The 21,974-nt window shown below is 41.9% G+C and carries 15 protein-coding genes, 1 tRNA gene and 2 pseudogenes; 10 read left to right on the top strand and 8 right to left on the bottom strand.

Annotated elements, in window-relative coordinates; all coding sequences use genetic code 11:
• Positions 1 to 25 precede the first annotated feature (25 nt).
• From ACFFRD_RS11105 to ACFFRD_RS11095, 3 genes are all read left to right on the top strand, one after another.
• Entirely contained in the window at positions 26 to 589 is a 564-nt protein-coding gene (locus tag ACFFRD_RS11105) for a hypothetical protein (protein WP_392481498.1), read from the top strand.
• Positions 590 to 932: 343 nt separating this feature from the next.
• On the top strand, positions 933 to 3,176 hold the full coding sequence (locus ACFFRD_RS11100) for a GAF domain-containing protein (RefSeq protein ID WP_392481497.1): 2,244 nt from the start codon (positions 933 to 935) through the stop codon (positions 3,174 to 3,176).
• 64 nt (positions 3,177 to 3,240) lie between these two features.
• A tRNA-Lys gene (locus ACFFRD_RS11095) sits at positions 3,241 to 3,312 on the top strand.
• A 183-nt stretch (positions 3,313 to 3,495) separates the two neighbouring features.
• On the opposite strand, the gene ACFFRD_RS11090 is transcribed toward ACFFRD_RS11095, so the two are convergent.
• The gene (locus ACFFRD_RS11090; RefSeq protein ID WP_392481496.1) at positions 3,496 to 4,128 is read right to left on the bottom strand and encodes an HD family hydrolase; all 633 of its coding nucleotides are present in this window, start codon (positions 4,126 to 4,128) and stop codon (positions 3,496 to 3,498) included.
• A 570-nt stretch (positions 4,129 to 4,698) separates the two neighbouring features.
• Positions 4,699 to 6,219, bottom strand: coding sequence for a bifunctional phosphoribosylaminoimidazolecarboxamide formyltransferase/IMP cyclohydrolase (purH, locus tag ACFFRD_RS11085; RefSeq protein ID WP_392481495.1), 1,521 nt, complete (start codon positions 6,217 to 6,219; stop codon positions 4,699 to 4,701).
• Positions 6,220 to 6,845: 626 nt separating this feature from the next.
• Here purH and ACFFRD_RS11080 point away from each other — a divergent pair.
• Positions 6,846 to 9,575: pseudogene (locus ACFFRD_RS11080) on the top strand (beta strand repeat-containing protein); the annotation flags it as partial.
• A 560-nt stretch (positions 9,576 to 10,135) separates the two neighbouring features.
• Here the strand turns inward: ACFFRD_RS11080 and ACFFRD_RS11075 are convergent.
• Positions 10,136 to 10,402 carry a hypothetical protein gene (locus ACFFRD_RS11075; RefSeq protein ID WP_179073055.1) on the bottom strand — a complete coding sequence of 89 codons (267 nt, stop codon included), beginning with the start codon at positions 10,400 to 10,402 and terminating at the stop codon, positions 10,136 to 10,138.
• A 346-nt stretch (positions 10,403 to 10,748) separates the two neighbouring features.
• Here ACFFRD_RS11075 and rpaB point away from each other — a divergent pair, with 346 nt between their 5' ends.
• The 6 genes and pseudogenes from rpaB to ACFFRD_RS11045 all read left to right on the top strand — a co-directional run bounded on the left by rpaB (position 10,749) and on the right by ACFFRD_RS11045 (position 16,397).
• Positions 10,749 to 11,474: a response regulator transcription factor RpaB gene (gene rpaB / locus ACFFRD_RS11070; protein WP_012412533.1), complete on the top strand. Its 726-nt coding sequence runs from the start codon at positions 10,749 to 10,751 to the stop codon at positions 11,472 to 11,474.
• A 73-nt stretch (positions 11,475 to 11,547) separates the two neighbouring features.
• A pseudogene (locus ACFFRD_RS11065) lies at positions 11,548 to 11,764 on the top strand (IS630 family transposase); the annotation flags it as partial.
• A 30-nt stretch (positions 11,765 to 11,794) separates the two neighbouring features.
• A complete protein-coding gene (locus ACFFRD_RS11060; RefSeq protein ID WP_392483270.1) occupies positions 11,795 to 11,944 on the top strand; it encodes a hypothetical protein in 150 nt (49 codons plus the stop codon).
• Positions 11,945 to 12,304: 360 nt separating this feature from the next.
• Positions 12,305 to 13,225, top strand: a complete 921-nt coding sequence (locus ACFFRD_RS11055) for a bestrophin family protein (protein ID WP_392481494.1) — start codon at positions 12,305 to 12,307, stop codon at positions 13,223 to 13,225.
• A gap of 121 nt (positions 13,226 to 13,346) precedes the next feature.
• Positions 13,347 to 14,183, top strand: a complete 837-nt coding sequence (locus tag ACFFRD_RS11050) for an alpha/beta fold hydrolase (RefSeq protein ID WP_392483047.1) — start codon at positions 13,347 to 13,349, stop codon at positions 14,181 to 14,183.
• 327 nt (positions 14,184 to 14,510) lie between these two features.
• Positions 14,511 to 16,397, top strand: a complete 1,887-nt coding sequence (locus tag ACFFRD_RS11045) for a protein kinase (protein WP_392481493.1) — start codon at positions 14,511 to 14,513, stop codon at positions 16,395 to 16,397.
• Positions 16,398 to 16,472: 75 nt separating this feature from the next.
• Here the strand turns inward: ACFFRD_RS11045 and ACFFRD_RS11040 are convergent, their stop codons facing one another.
• The 5 genes from ACFFRD_RS11040 to ACFFRD_RS11020 form a co-directional block, all read right to left on the bottom strand.
• A complete protein-coding gene (locus tag ACFFRD_RS11040) occupies positions 16,473 to 17,261 on the bottom strand; it encodes an ABC transporter permease (protein ID WP_392481492.1) in 789 nt (262 codons plus the stop codon).
• A 47-nt stretch (positions 17,262 to 17,308) separates the two neighbouring features.
• On the bottom strand, positions 17,309 to 18,289 hold the full coding sequence (locus tag ACFFRD_RS11035; RefSeq protein WP_392481491.1) for an ATP-binding cassette domain-containing protein: 981 nt from the start codon (positions 18,287 to 18,289) through the stop codon (positions 17,309 to 17,311).
• Between the two features lie 513 nt (positions 18,290 to 18,802).
• On the bottom strand, positions 18,803 to 20,449 hold the full coding sequence (locus ACFFRD_RS11030) for an ABC1 kinase family protein (protein WP_392481490.1): 1,647 nt from the start codon (positions 20,447 to 20,449) through the stop codon (positions 18,803 to 18,805).
• A gap of 30 nt (positions 20,450 to 20,479) precedes the next feature.
• Entirely contained in the window at positions 20,480 to 20,767 is a 288-nt protein-coding gene (gene yidD, locus ACFFRD_RS11025; protein WP_190963103.1) for a membrane protein insertion efficiency factor YidD, read from the bottom strand.
• Between the two features lie 82 nt (positions 20,768 to 20,849).
• Complete coding sequence (locus ACFFRD_RS11020; RefSeq protein WP_392481489.1) at positions 20,850 to 21,971, bottom strand: mannose-1-phosphate guanylyltransferase; 1,122 nt, start codon at positions 21,969 to 21,971, stop codon at positions 20,850 to 20,852.
• Between the last annotated feature and the right edge of the window lie 3 nt (positions 21,972 to 21,974).

Here is a 21,974-nt window from a genome sequence, read left to right as displayed (position 1 = left end):
CATTCCCCATTCCCAATTCCCCTTAATGTCATTCGCGCCGGAAAATACTAGATTTAGCTTTACACTGCTGTGGACTATCGCTACTTGTGGCGGTTTTTTATTGAGTTTACTTTTTATTGAAGTTGGCGATCAGCCAGATGTTGGGGTGGTAGAAGCAGCTATCGGCGGATTTGCGATCGCACTTCCTCAAGGTTGTCTTCTCAAAGAACCTGTATTTTGCATCAGGTGGATTTTGTCAAGTCTTTTGGGTTGGAGTATCATCACTGCGATCGGTATTGGTGCGGTAGGTTGGATTGTACCCAGCATTCAGATTCTTCCTTTGAGAATCCTGTCGGGAGCCATTTATGGCGCACTTGGCGGCTTGGGAATTGGATTGACACAATGGTTAGCAATTCCCCAGCCTGTGGCGTGGCGATGGATATTTGTCTCTTCGGTAAGTTGGGCTGTTGCTGTCCCCGTGGGTTCTGCTGTGGGGATGATTTTGCACCACTTAACGCAATTATTCTTAGGCGAAGTTATGGGGTTAGCTATCACTTGGCTGCTAGTTGGTATCCTCACCGGAATGAATGCTCAGAAATTGCGGTCGTGAGTTCCTATTACCCAGCCTCACCCAATAAGTTTATTAAGAATTGTAAAATTAATTGATATAATATGATGATTGTACTTAAGTATATGCAAAAATTTTGGAAAACTGTTCAAAAAATCATTAGATTTGCCCTCAACTGCAAATGTATTTTCGCCTTCAAAAAGCAGGATTTGTTAAGCTGACTTATATTAGCTTTCCTAGATTTCTGACCAGAAGTAGAGAAAGATTTAATTTCGATGAGCAACAGCTGACAATACTTTGCTATAGGCGCTAAAGTGCATCTACTACAAGCATAACGATAAGAGAGCGCCTAGAAGAGTCAGTAATACCAGAAAGGGACTCTCGCATGAATAAAAATCCAGCAGAATCAACTATGGAGTTGACAAAATTATCGCCCCCTCAAATTATCTTTGGCACGGAAGTAGATGAGAAAAATAGTAGTGAGCAATTTCTACTGAGCATGTACGATTCTGTGCAGGCATCAATATTTGTAGTAGATGTTCTAGAGGATGGAGATTTTCAGTATGTGGCACTTAATCCTACTCATGAGCGGTGGATAGGCATTCGCTCAGACGATCTCCGAGGCAAAAAACCAGAGGATATTCTCTCCCCCATCGATGCTGCGAGGGTGCGTCAGCACTATGCTGACTGTGTGCTATTTGGTAAAACTATTTCTTACGAACAATGTTTGCAATTCCAGGGGGTTACTACTTGGTGGAGTACGACTCTCACGCCACTAAGGGATGCTAACTCTCGGATTTATCGACTGATTGGTACTAGTAGTAATATCACTCCTGTGAAGCAAGCCCAAGAAGCAGTCGGACTCCAGTTTGAACGGGAGCAATTGCTAGAAGCGATCGCCGGACGAATTCACCAATCTGTAGAATTAGAGACAATTCTGCATCAGACAACAATTGAACTGCGGCAATTTTTGAATTGCGATCGCATTCTAATTTATCGCTTCCAGCCTGATGGCAGTGGGGTAATTGTTGCCGCAAGCGTCGCTGCAAGCGATTCACTCTTGGGAAAAAACATCATCGATCCCTGCTTTAGTAGCAATCCAGAACACTACGGGCAAGGTTGCATTCAAGTTGTTGAGGATATTTATGCAGCAGACTTGCATCCTTACCATATAGATTTCCTGGCATCTTTGCAGATTAGAGCCAATGTAGTCGTGCCGATTTTCCAAGAGCAAGATATGTGGGGGCTATTGATTGCCCATCATTGCCAAGAATCACGTCAATGGCAGCAAGCAGAAACTAGCTTACTCAAACAACTGGCAACTCAAATCGGCATTGCTGTGCAACAAGCAGAACTTCGTCAGCAGTTCAAGGATCTCAAAGCCGAAATAGAGTTGCAAAAACAGAAGCACAAAAATCAGTTGCAGCAGGTACGAAACTTTGAAGCCTTGGTGCGCCGGATGACAGAACAAATCCGCGATCGTCTGGATGAAGCTCAGGTGTTGCAGACTGTCACTCAGGAATTAACAGAGTTACTGAACCTTGAACGTTGCCAAATTGAACTCTATAGCCCCTGTCAAACCCTGGTAACTATTGCCTACGAGTACAGCATCAACCTACCGCAGTGTCGAGAATTGACCAGACAGATTGCAGACCGTCTGGAAGTTTATCAACCCTTGTTGCAAAAACAACCTCTGCAATTTTTAGAAATTGCCCCTGGATGGCAACCAAACCTATTGGTTATGTCCCAGATGGCTTGTCCAATTTTCGATACTCAAGGGATTTTGGGAAATCTTTGGTTGACAAGACCATCACAAGAAGCATTTGATGAATTTGAAATTGAGTTAGTGCAGCAGGTTGCCAATGAATGTGCGATCGCAATTCGCCAAGCTCAACTTTACCAACAAACCCAGATACAGGTAAAAGAATTAGAAAATTGCGATCGGCTCAAAAATCAATTTCTCCGAAATCTCTCTCAAGAACTGCGAACCCCAATAACTAGCATCAGCCTTGCAGTCCAAACCCTCGAAAGTGTCTTAACACCAGCAGAAATATTAGAGATAGAAATAGTTCCACAACTCTTGCAGATTCTGCATAACGAGTGTGCGCGAGAAAGCAAGTTAATTAACGATCTACTCAAACTCACATATCTCGAAGCAGAACCCGAACCCCCAACATTGATTGCCATTGACTTACAAAGCTGGCTTCAGCCCATTGTCGAGTCTTTTCGAGACCTCACCAACTGTCAGCGACAGCAGTTAAAACTGAGTCTAGATAGCGCACTCCCACCTTTAGAGACAGATATCACAGATATGGAGAGGATTATCACCGAACTACTCAACCATGTCTGCAAATATACCCCAGCAGGTGAATCAGTCACAGTCTCTACCCACTTAAGAGGGGATGCAGTAGAGCTTAATATAAGCAATTCTGGACTAGAGCTTACCAGCAATGAACTGTCACGGATTTTTGAGCCTTTTTATCACCTTTCCAAACACGATCCTTGGAAACACAGCGGCACTGGACTGGAATTAGCATTAGTGCAGAAAATGGTCAGACATTTAGGCGGCTCAATTTATGTAGAGAGTGGAGCCGGTCAAACCACCTTCACCATCAAATTCCCCCTTTAATTCGTTTTTTGGGCGATATCACTAGCTAAATTCTCAGAACTTGTGCTATGATGGTAATTCGTGTGGGTGACTAGCTCAACGGTAGAGCAGTAGACTCTTAATCTATTGGTTGCGGGTTCAAATCCCTCGTCACCCACTTTTTAAGTATTTAATCAGGCATTTGGTGCAGACTCTTTTGCAAATATAGAACTACACTTAATCTCCAACAAAATGGAGAGCAATTGCAAAAGGTTGTGAGTTCACCTCCGCAACCCAAAATCTATAGATGAAATGGTTAAAGAAACGATTTTAGAACCTATACACTTGGCTTAGGAAAAAGCTAGCAATTCTCAGCGCGAAAATCTTGAGTAATTAGGGCAGCATCATCTTTAAGATATCCTGCTGTCACACAATCATCAATCAATTGCAGGACAAAGGGCCACAGTTCCGGCGCACCTGTTTCTACTGGTGCAACCCGTTTCATCACCTGATTGCGGCTAATGCCATGAATACGCCAAGTTCCGCCCTGAGTTTGCTGATTATGCAGCAAAGGCTGTATACGGTCTAAGGCTGCGGCAAATTTGGCGGTGGGTGTTTCTCCTGCTTCAAACTCATCCCAGAGTAAACGCAACTCACTATCTTGGTCTGCTGGCAAAAGTCCGAATAAACGCAATGCTGCTTGTGCTTCTCTTACTGCTTTGCTGTCGTTACCCTGCACATCGTAACAAAAGGTGTCACCTGCATCAATTTCTACCAAATCGTGGATTAGCAGCATTTTGATGGCATGGAATATATCAACACCGTCTGGGGCATAATCTACTAAGGCGATCGCCATTACAGCTAAATGCCAAGAGTGTTCTGCACTATTTTCTCGGCGTGACCCATCCATAAGTAGGGTTTGCCGCATTATATGCTTCAATCGATCAATTTCGATGATGAATTGAATTTGTTCAGTCAGCCGATTGATTTGCACCTGAATTTCTGATTGGGTGTGAGGTTTACTGGATTTTAGACTGTAGCTGATTATAATTCCAGAGGATCTGCAAGTGCTGGTTTTTACATATCAATTAAAAAACGCCTGGGAGTGTTGCCGTGTTTCCACCCCAGGCGCTCTTTATTTTTAACTTGCTCCTCACACAGCTAAATGCTATCACTGGTTCAATGAAAAGGCGATTAAAGTCAGTGACACTTTTAAAACTGTACCAACAATCCAATTTTTATATACAAATTAAAAAATGCCCAGGAGTGTTGCCGTGTTTCCACCCCAGGCATTTTTTATTCTCAACTTGCTCCTCACACACAAATAAACCATATCACTACTTCTATTTAATGGCAAGTATATTGAGTGGCATTTTTAAAACTGCACAAGCAATCCAATTTCTGACCAATTAAAAAGCGCTTGGGAGTGTTGCCGTGTTTCCACCCCAAACGCTTTTTATTTTTAACTTGCTCCTCACACACGATTAGATAATATCATTGCTTCAATCATAAAGAAAGTATATAGTGTGACACTTTGTAAACCGCACACTCAATAAGCAATGATTTAGTGTAAAAAGTGACGTACACCAGTTAAAACCATCAGCAAACCCAATTCGTTAGCAGCTTTGATTGAATCTTTATCGCGCAGACTTCCCCCTGGTTGGACAATGGCTGTAATTCCTGCGGCTGCGGCTGTTTTGACGGAATCATCGAAGGGGAAGAATCCATCGCTGGCGAGAGTTGCACCTTTGGCTTTTTCTCCAGCTTGTTCTAAGGCAATTTTAACTGATCCGACGCGGTTCATTTGACCAGCACCTACTCCTAGTGTAGTGCGATCGCTAGTTACAACAATGGCATTAGATTTCACGTGTTTGCAAACTTTCCAAGCAAACAGTAATTCGGCTAATTCACTGTCGGTGGGTTGACGTTCGGTGACAACTTGCCATTGACTAGTATCAGCAACAATGTCATCGCTAGTTTGGACGAGAAAACCACCTGCGATCGCTTTCACTGTATTCTTAGGGCCACTGCTCAAATCAGCTAGAGTCAAAACCCGCACGTTAGATTTCTTTGCCAAGATTTCTTGCGCTTCGGCATCACAACTTGGTGCAACCACACATTCAAGAAATGTTTTAGTTAACTCGCTAGCCGTAGCCGCATCAATCGGACAGTTGAGTGCGACAATTCCACCAAAGGCAGAAGTAGAATCAGCATTAAAAGCTTTTTGATACGCTTCGGAAATTGTACTTCCCAATGCCGTACCACAGGGATTTGTATGTTTGATAATCGTTGCGGCTGGGGTATCAGTGAATTCAGCAATAATTCGGCGTGCGGCTTCTAAATCAACTAAGTTATTGTAACTAAGTTCTTTGCCTTGAAGTTTCGTTGCAGCTGCCCATCCCGTTGGAGTAGTACCAGTTTGATACCAGGTGGCGGGTTGATGTGGGTTCTCGCCGTAACGCAGAGATTGTAATTGTGTGCCGCTAAGGGTGTACTGCTGTGCTTCTGCGAGATAAGATGCGATCGCTTGATCGTAACTAGCAGTATGCGAAAATCCTTTTAATGCTGCCTTTTGCCGAAACTCTAGGGATGCTACACCATTATTTTGGCGCAATTCCTGTAAATACTCGTCATATTGCGCTGGGTCGCATAGTACAGCGAGATGGGCGAAGTTTTTCGATGATGCCCGCAGCATTGCTGGGCCACCGATATCAATTTGTTCAACAGCTTCTAAGAATGTTACCCCTGGTTTAGCGATCGTTTCCTCAAAGGGATATAAATTGACCACCACTAAATCAATCGGGCGAATTTGGTTATTTTCTAAATCTGTAATATCTTGGGGAACATCTCGCCGTGCCAAAATTCCGCCATGAATCCGGGGATGTAGCGTTTTGACTCGACCACCTAAAATTTCTGGAGAACCTGTGTAATCTGCAACTTTGGTGACAGGGAGTCCTGCATCTTTGAGTGCTTGGGCTGTTCCCCCACTGCTGATTAAATCAAAGTCAAATTCTTCAACCAAGCTACGGGCTAGGTCAATTATACCAGTTTTGTTAGATACACTCAGCAGGGCTAGACGCGCCATTGATCAATTCCTTAAAAGTAGGCTAGAAGCGAAGGATCTCAAGTTTTGCATAAGCCTTGGTTCACTTCAAGACCATGAGGAATTATTCTGAAATCCAGTAGTGGCGTGACAACGATAGGAGATGAACAGGTTCTCCGTAACTCCTTTGACATTGAACAGTTTGCGATCGAAAAGCAAATGATATGAAGAGTATGCAAAGACATTCATTTAGATATAGACATCTAAGTAAAAATTCGGTATGTGTTTATTATCAGGTTATTTACATATTTCCTGTTTTCAAGCTAAACACCAACGGCAATAGCCTACAACGAAGGCATAGAGATTCCTCCTCTTATGCCCTGCCAAGTATTCCTTCTTTTCAAGCTAGTCTGAAACTAATTGTTTTTGTGAATCCTTATGCTCATAAATTTGTACAGAGGCTAAGACTTAGAAAGCCCGAAGCTGCATAAGTAACACTTGCAAGCTAATCAAATGAGTAATTTTGAAAGAAAAATTTGTAACCCTCAAGGGTGACATAAAAGTATGTAGAAACATCAACATTCGACGATTTTTTTGCCCTCAAACAGCATTAACAGCAACTTGAGAACTTAATTTACTGAAAAAATTGATTCAGGTAGGAAAAAATAATGGCAAATATCATTGGAACGAACGGTAATGATACCCTACTAGGTAGCGACACTGAAGACACAATTAATGGTAAAGCCAAGGATGATACCATAACATCTCAAAATGGCAACGACACCCTAACTGGTGGCGGTGGCAAGGATAAATTTGTTTATGAGTCTGATTACTACATTTCCTTGAGTAACGGCACTGATACCATCACTGATTTCGGTGGCGTAGGTAAAGGCGTAACTCCATCAGCAGCAGTGATTGCCGAAGTGGATACCATCCAATTCCAAGGTGCTTGGTTCACTGCTAAAAATCTGTTGCTTACTCAGAAGGGCAGCAATCTGGAAATCACCTTTGAAAATGTGGCTAGTACAAAAGTCATCCTTCAAAATTTCAAATTAGAAAACCTGGATAATCTACCAGCAAATTCTTCACGACCTGCTATTGGCAATATCTTGTTTAATGGACAAACCAGCATCGCCGACAGTTTTGATGTATTTAATGCCAACTCCACTCAAAGTAATCTGTTCAATAAAAACACAGTGACATTTCTTAATGACCTCGATAACAACATTACAGGTTTTGACAATTCAGATGATGTGGTGAATGGTCAAGGGGGTAATGACAAAATCGATGGTAAGAGTGGTGACGACTTGCTGCGCGGTGATACTGGCAATGATACTCTCATTGGTGGTGCAGGCAATGACTCTCTCATTGGTGGTGAAGACAATGACTTCCTAGACGGTGGTACTGGCAATGACTCCCTAGACGGTGGTACGGGCAATGACTTCCTAGACGGTGGTACGGGCAATGACTTCCTAAACGGTGGTACGGGCAATGACAACCTAGGCAGTGGTGGTGGGAATAATACCCTTTTTGGTAGTACTGGCGACGATACCTTGTATATTAATTCTTTCGGTCGTTCTTTGAATCTTGATTCTTTACCAGGCGAAAACCTTATGAATGGGGACGATGGTAACGATAATCTCTATGTATCAGGCTACGATGCCTACTATGAAATCATTTACGTAACTGGAAATAATACCCTCAATGGAGGTGCTGGTAACGATAACTTCATTGTTAACTTTTCAAAAGCTAATAACCTTCTGAATGGTGGTGACGGAAACGATACGTTCTCCAAAAACTACAGTGGCAATGACACGATAGATGGGGGAGCCGATGACGATTTTTTGTCTTATGACACTAATGATTACTATGGTACTGAGGGAATCACTTCGACTTTCAATACCATAACTAACACTGGCTCAATTACGACGGGGACAAACTGGGTTAGCTACAAAAATATAGAACGATTAAATATTACAGGTACAGACTACGATGACTTGATTGTAGGGAATAATGGCAACGATACGCTCAACCCAGGTCTTAGTGGTAATGATACGGTAGATGGGGGAATAGGTGATGATTTGTTGAGCTTCAATTATTACTCTGGTACTGAGGGAATCACTTCGACTTTCGATGCCATCACTAACACTGGCTCAATTACGGCGGGGACAAATCGGGTTAGCTACAAGAATATCGAACAATTCGATATCACGGGTACATACCACGATGACTTTATTTTAGGGAATAATGGCAACGATACGCTCAACCCAGGTGCTAGTGGCAATGATACGGTAGATGGGGGAACAGGTGAAGATTTGTTGTCATATAGCCCCTATTATTTCGGACTTAATGAAGGAATCACAACGGCATTCAATGCTACTACTAATATTGGAACAATTACGGCAGGCACGAATCGGCTTAATTACAAGAATATCGAACGATTAAATATCACAGGTACAGCCTACGATGACTTGATTGTAGGGAATAATGGCAACGATACGCTCAACCCAGGTTCTAGTGGTAATGATACGGTAGATGGGGGAATAGGTGACGATTTGTTGAGCTTCAATTATTACTATGGTGCTGAGGGAATCACTTCGACTTTCGATGCCATCACTAACACTGGCTCAATTACGGCGGGGACAAATCGGGTTAGCTACAAGAATATCGAACGATTAGAGATAAAAGTTACAGACTACGATGACTTGATTGTGGGGAGCAATGGCAATGACAGAATAATAGGAAACTCTTATTATTCTGTCGGATATCGTGAACTTCATGAGGTTGAGGTTATTAGTCGCGGCAATGACACAATAGATGGGGGCGCAGGTGACGATTTATTGATCGTCCATAACAACGGTGGTGAGGAGGCAATGAATTCAACTTTCAATGCTACTACTAACACTGGCTTAATTACGGCTGGGATAAATCAGGTTAGCTACACGAATATAGAACGATTAGACATCATAGGTACATACTACGATGAATTGATTACGGGGAGCAATGGGAATGATACCCTCGCCGGTGGTGGTGGCAATGATACCATCATCGGTGGCAACGGTGATGATACCCTCTATGGATGGGATGGTACTGACACCTTTGCTTTCTATAGTTTCAATAAAGGTATTGATAGACTTTATGATTTCGACCCGACTAATGAACTGATTCAGGTATCTGCTGCTGATTTTGGTGGCGAGTTATCAATCGGTTCGCTTTCAGCTAGTCAGTTTAATATCGGAGTATCTGCAACCACTAACACTGAGCGATTTATTTACAACGATGTTACAGGTGCATTGTTCTTTGACCAAGATGGTAGTGCGATCGCCTTTACTCAGGTACAATTTGCACAACTATCTGCTGGTTTGTCACTAAGCAAAAATAATTTTGTGGTTGTTTAATTGTGATTAGCGCTCTATCACTCTAAGCAGAGAAAATAGAAAATTGTCGGATTGCGAGGTATCCGAAATCGCAACTCGCATCCGATTTATTCGGAGAAATAAGAGTGATAGATATATATACAATGCTTTATTTGGAATAGAGCTAGTAGTCTGTCCCATTAAATTTGAGGGGTAAATACGCTTGTAGTGAGGAATTTAGTCCTCAAATATTCAAGCACTAAAGTGCTTACTACAAACCTAGCAAAATTAATGGGGCAGACCACTAGGATAGGAACCTCGCCCGTCTTTTAACGGGCAAGATTCCCAAGCGATAAGCTGTCTCAAAACAGTATTGAATGGATATCGTAAATAATTGCTAGCTTTGAGCCGGGCGATTACACCAGAAATACAGTTAACTTGACTAAAGATGGTTGAAAATTGTAAAAAAATAAACCACCTATAGATCCAATCAATCCAAGTCAAAATCAAAGATAAATTTGGAATTACCTTGAAGTCTTGAGGTTGACAAATTACCGATACGTTAAAAGCTTTATAGCAGTTTCAACAAGCACAGTTGACAGTTATCCAAAATTACAAAAATCATCTACGCGGATATCCCGCCAAATATCAGAAATTTGCCAGCCAGAATTGCCAACAGATTGGACTATGGGATTATCGCGCAATGGAATGTAGTCAGGTTCTCTAGGCTCTGGAATCGCTACTGGTTGCTCATCAACCACAGGGGGTGAAAAATTGACGGTATCAGCTTGAAGATTTTGGTCTTCAGCGTCTTGGATTTCCATCATTTTCTTCAGGGTCAGCGTTTCAGATTTTTTGATGATCTTCATATTTATTAATTAAAAGTTTTCATTCACTGAATATCAAAGCCATTAGCTGAAAAGTCAGATGACAACAGAGTTGTAAAAAGTCGTGGGTGAAATGAGTGTTAATAATTGCACGGAATAAACAAGATACACTAAATCTATGGAAAATACGAGTCCCCTGCTGAGGAATTTCTTAATCGAGTACAAATCTCTATTTGGGTACAGATGCCTTAGCATAATTTTGCACAAATGCTTTGAGGAATTTACACTACTGCTTTAGAGTAAGTCCAAGGCCGTTTTGTGTTTTAGACTCAATCAAGCCTGATAATAGAGGGTTAAGAGTTCTCGCTGTAAAGGAGCATTGAGAAACTTGTCAGGTCATAAAGGAAAAATCCTGGTAGTAGACGACGAAGCGAGCATACGTCGGATTTTAGAGACGCGTCTTTCCATGATTGGCTATGATGTCGTCACAGCTAGCGATGGTGAAGAAGCTTTGTCAACTTTTCGTGTATCCACTCCTGACTTAATAGTTTTGGATGTGATGATGCCAAAGCTCGATGGCTACGGTGTATGCCAAGAATTACGAAAAGAATCAGATGTACCAATTATTATGCTTACAGCCTTGGGAAACGTAGCCGATAGGATTACTGGGCTAGAATTAGGTGCTGATGACTACATGACAAAGCCTTTCTCTCCCAAGGAGTTAGAAGCTCGGATTGCCTGCATACTAAGGCGATGCTTCCACAAAACTAGTGTCAATACCACTCCTAATTCCACGATAATTCGTGTGGGCAATCTCAAAATTGATACAAATAAGCGGCAAGTCTATAAAAATGAGCAACGCATTCGCCTGACAGGTGTGGAATTTAGCTTGCTAGAGTTGTTGGTAAACAATTCTGGAAAGGTTTTTTCCCGATTAGAAATGTTGCAGCTATTGTGGGGTTGCGTACCAGGACTTCATTTAGACACCCGTGTAGTAGATGTGCATATCTCCCGATTGCGGACAAAGGTAGAAGATGACCCCAACTTACCAGAGTTGATTATCACAGCAAGAGGTAGTGGTTATTTTTTCCCACGAATTATTGAATCACAGTAGTAGTCTGTCAATAAATAATTGAGTGATACACGGACAGGGTAATCTATAGATACCCTTTTTCAATTTAGATGTGATGCCGAAGAAAAAATACATAGTATCTCTAACATCTGAAGAGAAAGCATACTTAGAAAGATTGGTCACAACAGGTAAGAATTCTGCGTATAAAATAAATCATGCGCGTGTATTACTGCTGGCAGATACTAACCATGAAGAAGGGGGTTGGATAGATCAGGCGATCGCTTCGGTTTTAAATTATTAGTGTCTCAACAATTGAACGAGTCAGACAGCGACCTCATTGCTACTATGTAGAAGATAGAGACGTGAATACCAGTATCAATATTCTGAAACGTGGATTAACTACGGTGGGGCACACCGGAAGCTACGCTTGGGGAGATTTGCCCTCTTGGGCGGTTGGCGCAAGCCTGCCCTCTAACGGCGAGTCAGGGAACCAAGAATCCACGTCTCAATAGAAGCGGGGAGTGTCAAATAATGGTCGCTTAATCGCTGACAAAAACTCTTTACATTAGTCCTAATGATAGGTATTTAACCGGACTCGATATTGTATAACAGAAGCTAGAATAAAATCATTACAGCGCTTCCGGCTATTATGCAATATAGTTTTCTCCTTGCCCATCTCCTATCATTGCTTTCAGCTTTTAGGATGTACCTCATAGCTGCTAGAAGTGCTGTATCGCCAGCAGATCATGTTCTTTATCAAGATAACTTTTTAAAGTATCCTATTTGCCAATTTTGCTATTTATATAGTTATTATTTTTAAAGTATCGATATTTAATCTATCGATCTGCTAAATATTATCTTAGGGTGACTGCATGACAGCCGAAAAAATTACATGGCTACGTACAACATTGCAATTTAAAGGTTCGGTCATAAAAGCAATCTACAAACATATTTTATTCTGCGGAGCTTTCGGATTTTTGATTTCTCTTCTTTACCATTTTGAACTGCCTGTATCCCAACCGATTTTAGGAAGTGTTATTCCTAGTATTGTTTTAGGTTTATTACTGGTATTTCGCACCAATACTGCTTATGAGCGATTTTGGGAAGGGAGAAAATGCTGGGGTTCTCTAGTAAATAACATCCGAAATCTGGCCCGGCAAATTTGGGTATCTATTGATGAAATATCTCCAGAAGATAAAGACAATAAAATTACAGCATTAAATTTATTGGTAGCTTTTGCTGTGACAACTAAATTACATTTGCGGGGAGAAGCAGTCAATAGCGAGTTAGAAGATTTAATGCCAACTACTAAGTATAGAAAATTGAAGATTATGAATAATCCCCCCATAGAAGTTGCATTTTGGATAGGAGATTATTTACAAGAGCAGTATCATCGCAATTGCCTTAATAGCTACCAGTTAACATCTATGCAAGAATTATTGAATAATCTTGTAGATAATTTAGGTGCTTGTGAACGGATTTTAAAAACACCTATGCCATTAGCTTACGCCATTCATCTTAAGCAATTATTGTTACTATATTGTTTCCTACTACCATTTCAAATAGTGGAAAGTCTGGGTTGGTGGACAGGTTTAATTGCGGCTTTAGTTGGTTTTACAGTATTTGGGATTGAAGCAATCGGCTTGGAGATAGAAAACCCTTTTGGTTATGATCCTAACGACTTACCTCTAGATGCGATTTGTGCCACAATGAAACGCAATATAGACGATTTAACTACTCTGACTCCAAATACGCGATCGCATCCAGGAAAATTGACTTATGAAAAAAGTTGAGATTGGGAATAACTTACAAGCCTTGGTTATAGCTGTCAAGTCTCATCTCTCCCTACCCTCCATCATGTTTCGCAGTACTATATAAACGCGAAACTATCTCTTCATTGGTGGATGTGCAATGATGCCTGTACGTCAAACTTTATCAAAGCCTGATATCCAACTTTCTTACTTAGAGTGGAACCAAGGTCAAGAACCCTTGCTCCTGTTACATGGTTTAGGCGACCATGCTTTAGTGTGGTCTAGCTTAGGAGATGACTTAGCAGCAGACTACCACATAGTCGCACCAGATATGCGCGGACATGGCGAAAGTACTAAGCCTGAGAGAGATTATACTTTTGAAAGTGCGATCGCAGACCTCGAAGCACTCATGGATCATCTAGGATGGACATCTGCCCAGATTGTAAGTCATTCATGGACAGGTAAATTAGCCGCTATCTGGGCAAGACAAAACCCAAAGCGTTTGCGGAGTATAATTCTCGTCGATCCCATTTTCATCTGGAAAATGCCCAGCCTTCTCAGGCTAACTTTTCCCATGTTGTATCGCTTCTTACCTTTTCTCAAAAGCATGGGCCCCTTTGCCAGTCATGAAGAAGCCGAACAACAAGCACGGCAGTTAAAGCAATATCAAGGATGGAGTTCCTTGCAGCAGCAAGTTTTCCAAGCAGGAATAGAAGAAAAACCCGATGGTAGTTGGGGTAGCAAATTTACTATCGCCGCCCGCGACGGGATTTTTGAAGCAGTTATGCAAGTGCCTGGTTTTACAATCCCCCTGGATATCCAAGCCCTCTTTGTTCAACCAGAACAAGGACTTAATCGCCAAGATTGGCAAATCCAGCCCTACAAAACCTATCTCAAAAAACTACGCATCTGCCAAGTTCCTGGCAATCACTGGCCGTTTTTGACACAACCAGAGGCATTTAACCAAACTGTTGCAGCTTTTTTGGCAGAACACAGATAGAAAATCTCATTATTATTAGACGGGATTATCATCCGGCAACAGAAGAATGAATAGGAAGGATGTCTAGCGATAAGCGGCTATGCATCTGCGCTCCCCTTAAATCAGTTATTAGTTATCAGTCATCAGCGTTTAGTGATTATTGATAACTAATTAGGACTTACACCAAACTACAATGCTGTAGGGGTAATATCCTGCGGGTAATCCGTTGGAAAACTCGTAGATTAGCCGCTTTGCGTCTACATGAATTGCCCCTAGCTGAAAATAAGGGTTTTGGCTATTGTTTGCGTAAGTCCTGCTGATAACTGTTAAAGTACGGATAAGCCACTCATGAGCCTTTGTATCAATCCCGTTTGCCCTACACCAAATCATCCAAATAATGAACAAAACCGCTTTTGTCAAAGTTGTGGTTCCCATTTGGAATTGCTAGGACGTTATCGGGTGACGTGCCTGTTGAGTGACAAAACAGGGTTTAGTAAAGTTTATGAAGCATACGAACAAGATACTCCTAAAATCCTCAAAATACTCAAAGAGGATTTATCAGGTAACGCCAGAGCAGTAGAACTATTTCAGCAAGAAGTAACTGTGCTGGAACAACTCAACCATCCTGGCATTCCCAAACAAGATAGTTACTTCCAGTATCAAACCCGACATGGTTTAGTGTTGCATTGCATTGCAATGGAAAAAATCGACGGGTACAACTTAGTACAGTGGCTAGAGCAGCAGCAGAATCGCCCCATTTCCGAAGACCAAGCTGTAGCTTGGCTAAAACAATTAGTGGAAATTTTGGATTTAGTGCATCGTAAACAATACCTGCATCGAGATATTAAGCCATCTAATATCATGATTAGATCCCCCCTTGGGAAGGATTGGGGAGACTTGGTACTGATTGATTTTGGCACAGCCACTGAAATTGACAGAACCAATCCAGACCAAATTAGCAATGGCGGCGGGATGACAGCACTTATGTCATCTGGCTACAGCGCTCCCGAACAAATGAATGGTCAAGCAGTACCGCAATCAGATTTCTTTGCTTTGGGACGCACCTTTATATTCTTGCTAACGGGACAGCATCCCTTAGATATGTATGATGTCCAGCAAAATGTATTGCACTGGCAAAATCACGCCATCGATATCTCACCCTTACTATTAAATTTAATTGATTGGCTCACAGCAGCAGATATAAAAAAGCGTCCTGCTAATGCCCAAGAAATTTTGCAGCGCCTAGAACACATTGAAGAAGGCAAAAAGTTCTGCTCAGATGAGGATTCAACCCCACCTGTTGCGCCAGGTTCCCCCAGAGTAGAGGAGCCACTTGCAGAAGTGGAGGATTCAGAGCCAATCTCGCTGTTGTCGGAGCAGGAAGCAGAAAATAGTATTCCTCCTGCCTCTGTTGTTGAAACTCAGCTAACAGAAACTACTCCTGAAAATATTAATTTAGTAATTGATTTGAACACAGAAGAGTTGTCCCCGCAAATTCCTAAAACTTTATCATCCCCACAGAAAGAGCCAGAAGAAGTACCACTATTGAAATTTTTTGCAGGGTTGCTAGTGATATTAGGATTACTTAGTATAGTGGCTTTAGCAATGCGAAACTCAAAATTTCTTGTGAATTCAAATTATGGTCAATCTCCCGAAAAGAGAGGTAAGATTGATTATTTTTCTTATCAAGAAGGTAGAGATAGCCAAGGGAGGAGAGCTGAATTTAATATAGCTGTTTTATCACTAGAATATAAATGGCTTTTAGGTAGCAATTTTCAAATTAAATATAACGATGAAATTATTAGTATAGACCTTTTAAAGTTGAACTTAGAACAAGAAGGGATACAAAAGATAATGGATGAACCCAGAGAAATTATCTCTGTAGGTACAGTTGCTTGTAAGGGTAATATAGCAGTTCAACAGCGAATGGCTCTAGAACGTTCTAAACAAATTCAATTTTTAGTCAAAAAATTATTTATTAATACACCAAGCGTCAAAGGTTATAGGATATTAAATTTAGGACAATTTCAACGGAGTAATTGTCAGGCAAATCAGGATTTAACTACATATCAGAGAAGTATTATAATTATTGGTGTGAAAAATAAATCCGTAGGTGTCATTCTCGATGAAGCACTACGGGATAGGTTAGAAAAGAAACCTTTTGCTGATTTTAAGTTAGAAGATTATTCCTTGGGGACGGCAGAAAACTTTAGGACGATACCAAGTAATTTATAAAATATATAGCAAAGTATATCAGTGTATAGGTTTGGTCAATCATAATATATTGCCACTTTAGTAATTATGAATCGTTTATGCTCCCATCCCAGAATACCTCTTCAAACCCGCACGCCAAAGGAAGCGATTCAGACCCAAAAACACTAATATCCAACCAAATATTGACCAAAATCCTCGCCCTATATCCACAGGTAGCCCTACCAAAAGACTCGCAGGAAAATCAATCAAATACGGAAAAGGCGTAAACATTACTATTGCCCGTACAGGTTCTGGAAAAACCTCTAAAGGTGCTATCAAACCAGATAAAAATAGATAAAACAACAACCAAAAGTTTTCTAAAGCACTAGCCCGTTCTGTCCAAAAAGCGAACATGGCAAAAGTGTACTGAATTGTAAACCGCAAAGTAAAAGCTAGCACCACCGCCAATGTAAACAGCAAAAATCTACTCAAACTTGGTACCCAAAAAGCCTGGGGATAAAGAATAAAAAATAATCCCACTAATAAAAAAGCAAACGATAGCCTAGCAAATCTTTCAGAAATATGCCCTGCAACATGATGCCATACTGGGTCGAGTGGTTGTAGCAACTTGGGCGAAAGCTTGCCTTCCACGACCTCTTTTTCAAAGTCCCAAATTACCCAAACAACTGTTAATTGTCTAACGATGAAAACCGTGATAAAGTAACGGGCAAAATCTACAGGTGATAGCCCAAATTGCCCGCCTTGTGCTGCCTGTATCCAGATACCCATGAGGATAATCGGCAAAGACCCAGCCAAAACCCATAAAATTAGTTCTGCTCGATACTCAACCATATAGGCGTAGTATACTGACAGCAAAGTTAGGGCTTTTCTAATCATCTTTTTCATTTATAGTGCATTCTCTCCTCGGCAACTCTATATTCTGGCAGCGATCGCTACACAACACCTGCCTGAAAAACTCGCCCAATTACTTCTTCTACAGGCGGTTCAGTGACAGTTAAATCAATTACCTCCAAATCCGTCAAAATCTTAGATACCGTGCGGGTAAGCACCTCTCTAGATACCATAAAATGCACCGATCGCCCTTCTAAGAGTTGCACATCCCCGTATGTCATAAGTTTTTCCATTGGTAGAGGTTGGGCTAACTCTATATGGACTTCTCGGTAAGGAGCAAAACGTTCTAGTAGTCCATCTAAACTACCGTCATACATCAGGCTTCCTTGGTGAATCAACAGCACTCGTTGACACAAAGCTGTAATATCAGCCATGTAATGACTCGTCAACAGCACTGTAGCCTGATAACGCTGATTGTAGTCGCGCAAAAAATCGCGTACCGCCACCTGAGCATTTACATCTAGTCCCAGAGTCGGTTCATCTAGGAACAATACATGGGGACGGTGCAAAAGTGCTGCTAGCAATTCTGCCTTCATCCGCTCACCCAAAGATAGCTTCCGTACTGGTTGAGTAAGTTTGCCTTCCAGGGAAAGCATCTCTGTTAATTCTCCTACCCGCCTTTGAAACTCTTTATCAGAGATGTTGTATACAGCAGCATTAATTCTCAAAGAATCCAGCGCTGGTAAGTCCCAAATTAGCTGCTGTTTTTGCCCCATCACCAAGGTAATTTTTTGCAAAAATGCTTCTTTCCGATGAAACGGAATTTGTCCAGCTACCGTGACTTTACCGCTAGAGGGATGAATCAGCCCCGTGAGCATTTTTAGTGTGGTGGTTTTTCCAGCACCATTTGGGCCCAAAAACCCTACTACTTCACCAGGGGAAATTTCAAAGGAAACATCCTGAACTGCCTTAATTGAGCGGTAGGTGCGGCGGAAAAGATGGGTGATTGTTCCTTTAATACCCGGATTTTTAACTGCTACTGGATAAGATTTACTCAAATTTTCAGCAACGATGATTGACATATTTTTTATATTAGAACCACGGATGTATACAGACACACGTAAATCATCGGTGTTTAACTAAACAGAATTCAGGAGCGGAGCCGGAGACGCTCCGCCTCCGGTCAGAATGGGCTAAACCCTAGCTATCCGCTAACAGAATTGAATTTTGACCAATAAAGTGGATAGCGAGTGAGAGTTTTTTTGATTCTGACTTCTGGATTCTTCTACTGTGGTTCCAAATAGGAAAGTAGGGATTTTCGGCAGTGACATATCATGATTGACTGTGATGAAGAAAGGGAAAGAGGAAAAGGGGAAAGGGGAAAGGGAACCCCATACTTAAAAGCAGGGGTTTCAAATATAGACACTGCTAAGTTATCGCACTACGTGCCTTAAAAATCTTGTTTTTTTATTCTCCATATTTAAAAATAGGGGCTTCATACCTTTTGGGGAAAAGAACATTAGTGTATTGCCCTTTCCCCCTTTCCCCTTCTCCTTTTCCCCTTCTTGGTGGGCATTATGCACAACACATAGACTTTACCGCAAACGTCCCGATCGCAATGTACTGATAATTAACCACAAACCCAATAAGCTAGCAACGGCAAACAGGGTGGTACTTAAAAAAGATAGCTGACTTGTCTGCGCTCTAGTGGAAATAATTGCTGCACCCATAATCAGCGAACCTACTAGTATACTAAAAGATAGTCGGTTAGCCGCATCGTCCATAGTGCGCCGCACGCCATCTAAACCCCGCAGCGATAGATTCCACTGTAAGGTTTCTGAGGTAACTCGGTCTAATAGCAGTTCTATTTGGCGAGGAGATTGGAGAGACAGACTTTTAATATCTAAGGCTGTCCGTAATAGCGATCGCACTGGATTATCGCCCAATAATTGCCGACGAAACAAGTCTGTAATTAATGGTTTAACTTCATCGAAAAAATTAAGCTCTGGGTTGAATGTCCGCGCTACACCCTCTAGATTTGCTAGGGTTTTGGCATACAAACCCATATTGCTAGGTAATCTAATTTTATTGTTACGCGCAACTTGTAAAACCTCATAAATTATCTGACTGAAGTTGATTTGCGTTAAGCTGACATTGTGATACTTTCGCAACATGCGATCGTAATCATTTTCTAACCGCGACAAAATAACTGGTTGAGCAGAATCTGATAGCTGCAAAGTTAACTGAGCGCACCTTTGAGCATCTAAATCAACGATCGCTAACAACATCTCTGTTAATATCTGCTGTGTGCGGGGATCAAGTCTTCCCACCATGCCACAGTCTAAGAGAGCAACCCGCCCATCTGTGAGATAAAACAAGTTTCCTGGATGGGGATCGGCGTGAAAAAAGCCATCAATATATAATTGCTGAAAAAATACCCGAAATAACAAAGTAGTTATTTCTTTACGCTCTACGGCAGGGTCTTTACCATTATTGTTATTGTTTAAATCTGCCGACAAGAATGGTACTCCATCTAACCATTCCATCACCAGTAATTTTTCTGTAGTCAATTCCCAGTTAATCTCTGCAACCACTATTTGCGTGGGATCAAACCAGCGACTTTTAGATAAGTTGCGCCGCAGTTGGTCTGTAAAACCCGCTTCCCGTGTAAAATCTAACTCGGCTTCTAGGGCTTTGGTAAATTCTTCAGCAATGGATTTGATTTCGTAGGTTTGCCCAAATTCAGTCCGCGCCACTAAATCGGCAATACCTTGAATTAAAGCAATATCTTGGGCAATAGTCAGATCGATTCCCGGACGTTGCACTTTTAGAGCCACTTCTCGACCGTCTGCTAATGTAGCGCGATGTGTCTGGGCAATCGATCCCGCCGCTACGGGGATCGGGTTAACTGTCTTGAAGGTTTCTGCTAGTGGACGTTTTAATTCTTTGCGAAGGATTATTTCTATTTCTGACCAAGGAACTGGTGGTACTTCGTCTTGTAAGGTTGATAGTTCCTCAATGTAGGAGGCGCTGAGTAAATCTGGACGGGTAGAAAGTAGCTGTCCAAGTTTAACGTAAACTGGCCCCAAGTCTACCAGGATATTTTTTAAAACCGCAGGTGTAGGTAACTGTGGTTCATCAGCTTTGCCACCAGTAAGTAACCTTCGCATATAGTCCCAACCATTGCGAAGGAATACTTCAAGAATTTCTCGTTGACGGGGAACAGTTTGGGTGAGGAACATTTTTGTAAATAACTGCAAAGACGCAGGGAGTTAAAGAGGTAAACAACAGGGGATGACAATACAACGGAAGTTGGCTTTAGCTTTTAAAGTTTTGCTAGCTGCGCCACAGCCTTGGAATCTTTTTATGGATGATTGTACGGCTTCGTGGAGTTTCTGTTCACTTAGCATTCGTTTGACGTAATTAGAGCAGGAATCCCCACCGTGTAATAAGCGATGGGAACAACTAAATCCTTTGGAAGGAGAAATATATTTTTGATAGGCTGTAATCGACTCGATTGCCATTGTCTTGGCGAGAGGCTCAAAGCTAATAATGTTCATAACTGTCAGATAAAATAACAGACAGTCAAGTTATAATAGGAAAACAGACTTTTTAGCCTCTGCCAAGGGTTCTAACTTTCTTTTACAGCAGGTCAGTAAATCGAGAATCGCTTTGGAGAATTTTAAGGATCTGCTTAATTTCCTGGGTACGTTCTTTTTTAACAACGAGGGTGACATTGTGATCGCGCACAATCACCACGTCCTCTAAACCAATTGTAACAACTACATCCTCTGGATTTGAGGCATAAATAATCGCCCCCTGCGTATCTAGCCCTACGTGGGTAGCGAGTTCTACATTGGGATTCTCTTCTGTTTTGAGTAACCGCTCGATCGCATTCCAATCTCCTAAATCATCCCAACCAAAATCAACTGGCAAAACGTATGCTAGAGTTGTCTTTTCCATTAGGGCATAGTCTATACTCTTCTTAGGCAACTGGGGATAGATATCAGGACCCTGTTGTTCTAAAGGTTCGATAATTTCTGGAGCATGGGTATGTAGTTCCTTGAGAACAACCCCTGCCCGAAAAACGAACATTCCACTATTCCAGCTAAAGCGCCCCGTAGATAAAAAAGTCTCTGCCGTTTCGCGGTCGGGCTTTTCAGTAAAGCGGTTGACGTGATAAGCTGGCAACTCATTAAAGCTACCTATCTTTTCACCTTGTTCAATGTAGCCGTAACCGGTTGATGGAAAAGTAGGCTTGATCCCCAGTGTAACGATCGCTGCTGTGCTTGCTGCCAGTTGCGTAGCCGCGCTTAATGTGTGTGCAAACGCTTCTTCGTTAGCAATCCAGTGGTCAGCAGGGAAAAAGCCAATAACAGCGTCTTCTCCATAGCGCTGTTTGATTTCTAAACTTGTCCAAGCAACGGCTGCGGCTGTGTCTCTGCCTTCCGACTCAATCAGTAAGTTTTCAACTGGTAGATCAGGTAATTGTTGTCGTACCCCTTCAGCTATCTGACTAGAAGTGATCACCCACAAGGAATCCCACCCCGTTCGGGTTCGCCAGTCGCTCATGGGGGAAACCCCCAAGACCGCGCTGGACTCACCGCCACCGAGTTTTATCAATCGATCGGCGGTTGCTTGTAATAAACTTCTAGAGCTACCATCAAGACTTAAAAATTGCTTAGGTCGGTCTTTGCGGCTCAGGGGCCAAAAACGTTCACCTTTACCACCAGCAAGGATTACGGGGAACAATAAAGTATTCATGTT

This window comes from Nostoc sp. C110, assembly GCF_043099725.1.
In the GTDB taxonomy this organism is placed as follows: Bacteria; Cyanobacteriota; Cyanobacteriia; order Cyanobacteriales; family Nostocaceae; genus Nostoc; species Nostoc muscorum_A.
This window is presented reverse-complemented; position numbering and strand designations above follow the sequence as displayed.

What these genes read in the sequence shown, in the direction of transcription:
- purH (WP_392481495.1), bottom strand. Translation starts at nt 6,219, where the DNA reads ATGGCGCGTCTAGCCCTGCTGAGTGTATCTAACAAAACTGGTATAATT.
- ACFFRD_RS11035 (WP_392481491.1), bottom strand. Translation starts at nt 18,289, where the DNA reads ATGTCAATCATCGTTGCTGAAAATTTGAGTAAATCTTATCCAGTAGCA.
- ACFFRD_RS11100 (WP_392481497.1), top strand. Translation starts at nt 933, where the DNA reads ATGAATAAAAATCCAGCAGAATCAACTATGGAGTTGACAAAATTATCG.
- ACFFRD_RS11075 (WP_179073055.1), bottom strand. Translation starts at nt 10,402, where the DNA reads ATGAAGATCATCAAAAAATCTGAAACGCTGACCCTGAAGAAAATGATG.
- ACFFRD_RS11050 (WP_392483047.1), top strand. Translation starts at nt 13,347, where the DNA reads ATGCCTGTACGTCAAACTTTATCAAAGCCTGATATCCAACTTTCTTAC.
- ACFFRD_RS11055 (WP_392481494.1), top strand. Translation starts at nt 12,305, where the DNA reads ATGACAGCCGAAAAAATTACATGGCTACGTACAACATTGCAATTTAAA.
- ACFFRD_RS11105 (WP_392481498.1), top strand. Translation starts at nt 26, where the DNA reads ATGTCATTCGCGCCGGAAAATACTAGATTTAGCTTTACACTGCTGTGG.
- ACFFRD_RS11045 (WP_392481493.1), top strand. Translation starts at nt 14,511, where the DNA reads ATGAGCCTTTGTATCAATCCCGTTTGCCCTACACCAAATCATCCAAAT.
- ACFFRD_RS11020 (WP_392481489.1), bottom strand. Translation starts at nt 21,971, where the DNA reads ATGAATACTTTATTGTTCCCCGTAATCCTTGCTGGTGGTAAAGGTGAA.
- ACFFRD_RS11030 (WP_392481490.1), bottom strand. Translation starts at nt 20,449, where the DNA reads ATGTTCCTCACCCAAACTGTTCCCCGTCAACGAGAAATTCTTGAAGTA.
- yidD (WP_190963103.1), bottom strand. Translation starts at nt 20,767, where the DNA reads ATGAACATTATTAGCTTTGAGCCTCTCGCCAAGACAATGGCAATCGAG.
- ACFFRD_RS11040 (WP_392481492.1), bottom strand. Translation starts at nt 17,261, where the DNA reads ATGAAAAAGATGATTAGAAAAGCCCTAACTTTGCTGTCAGTATACTAC.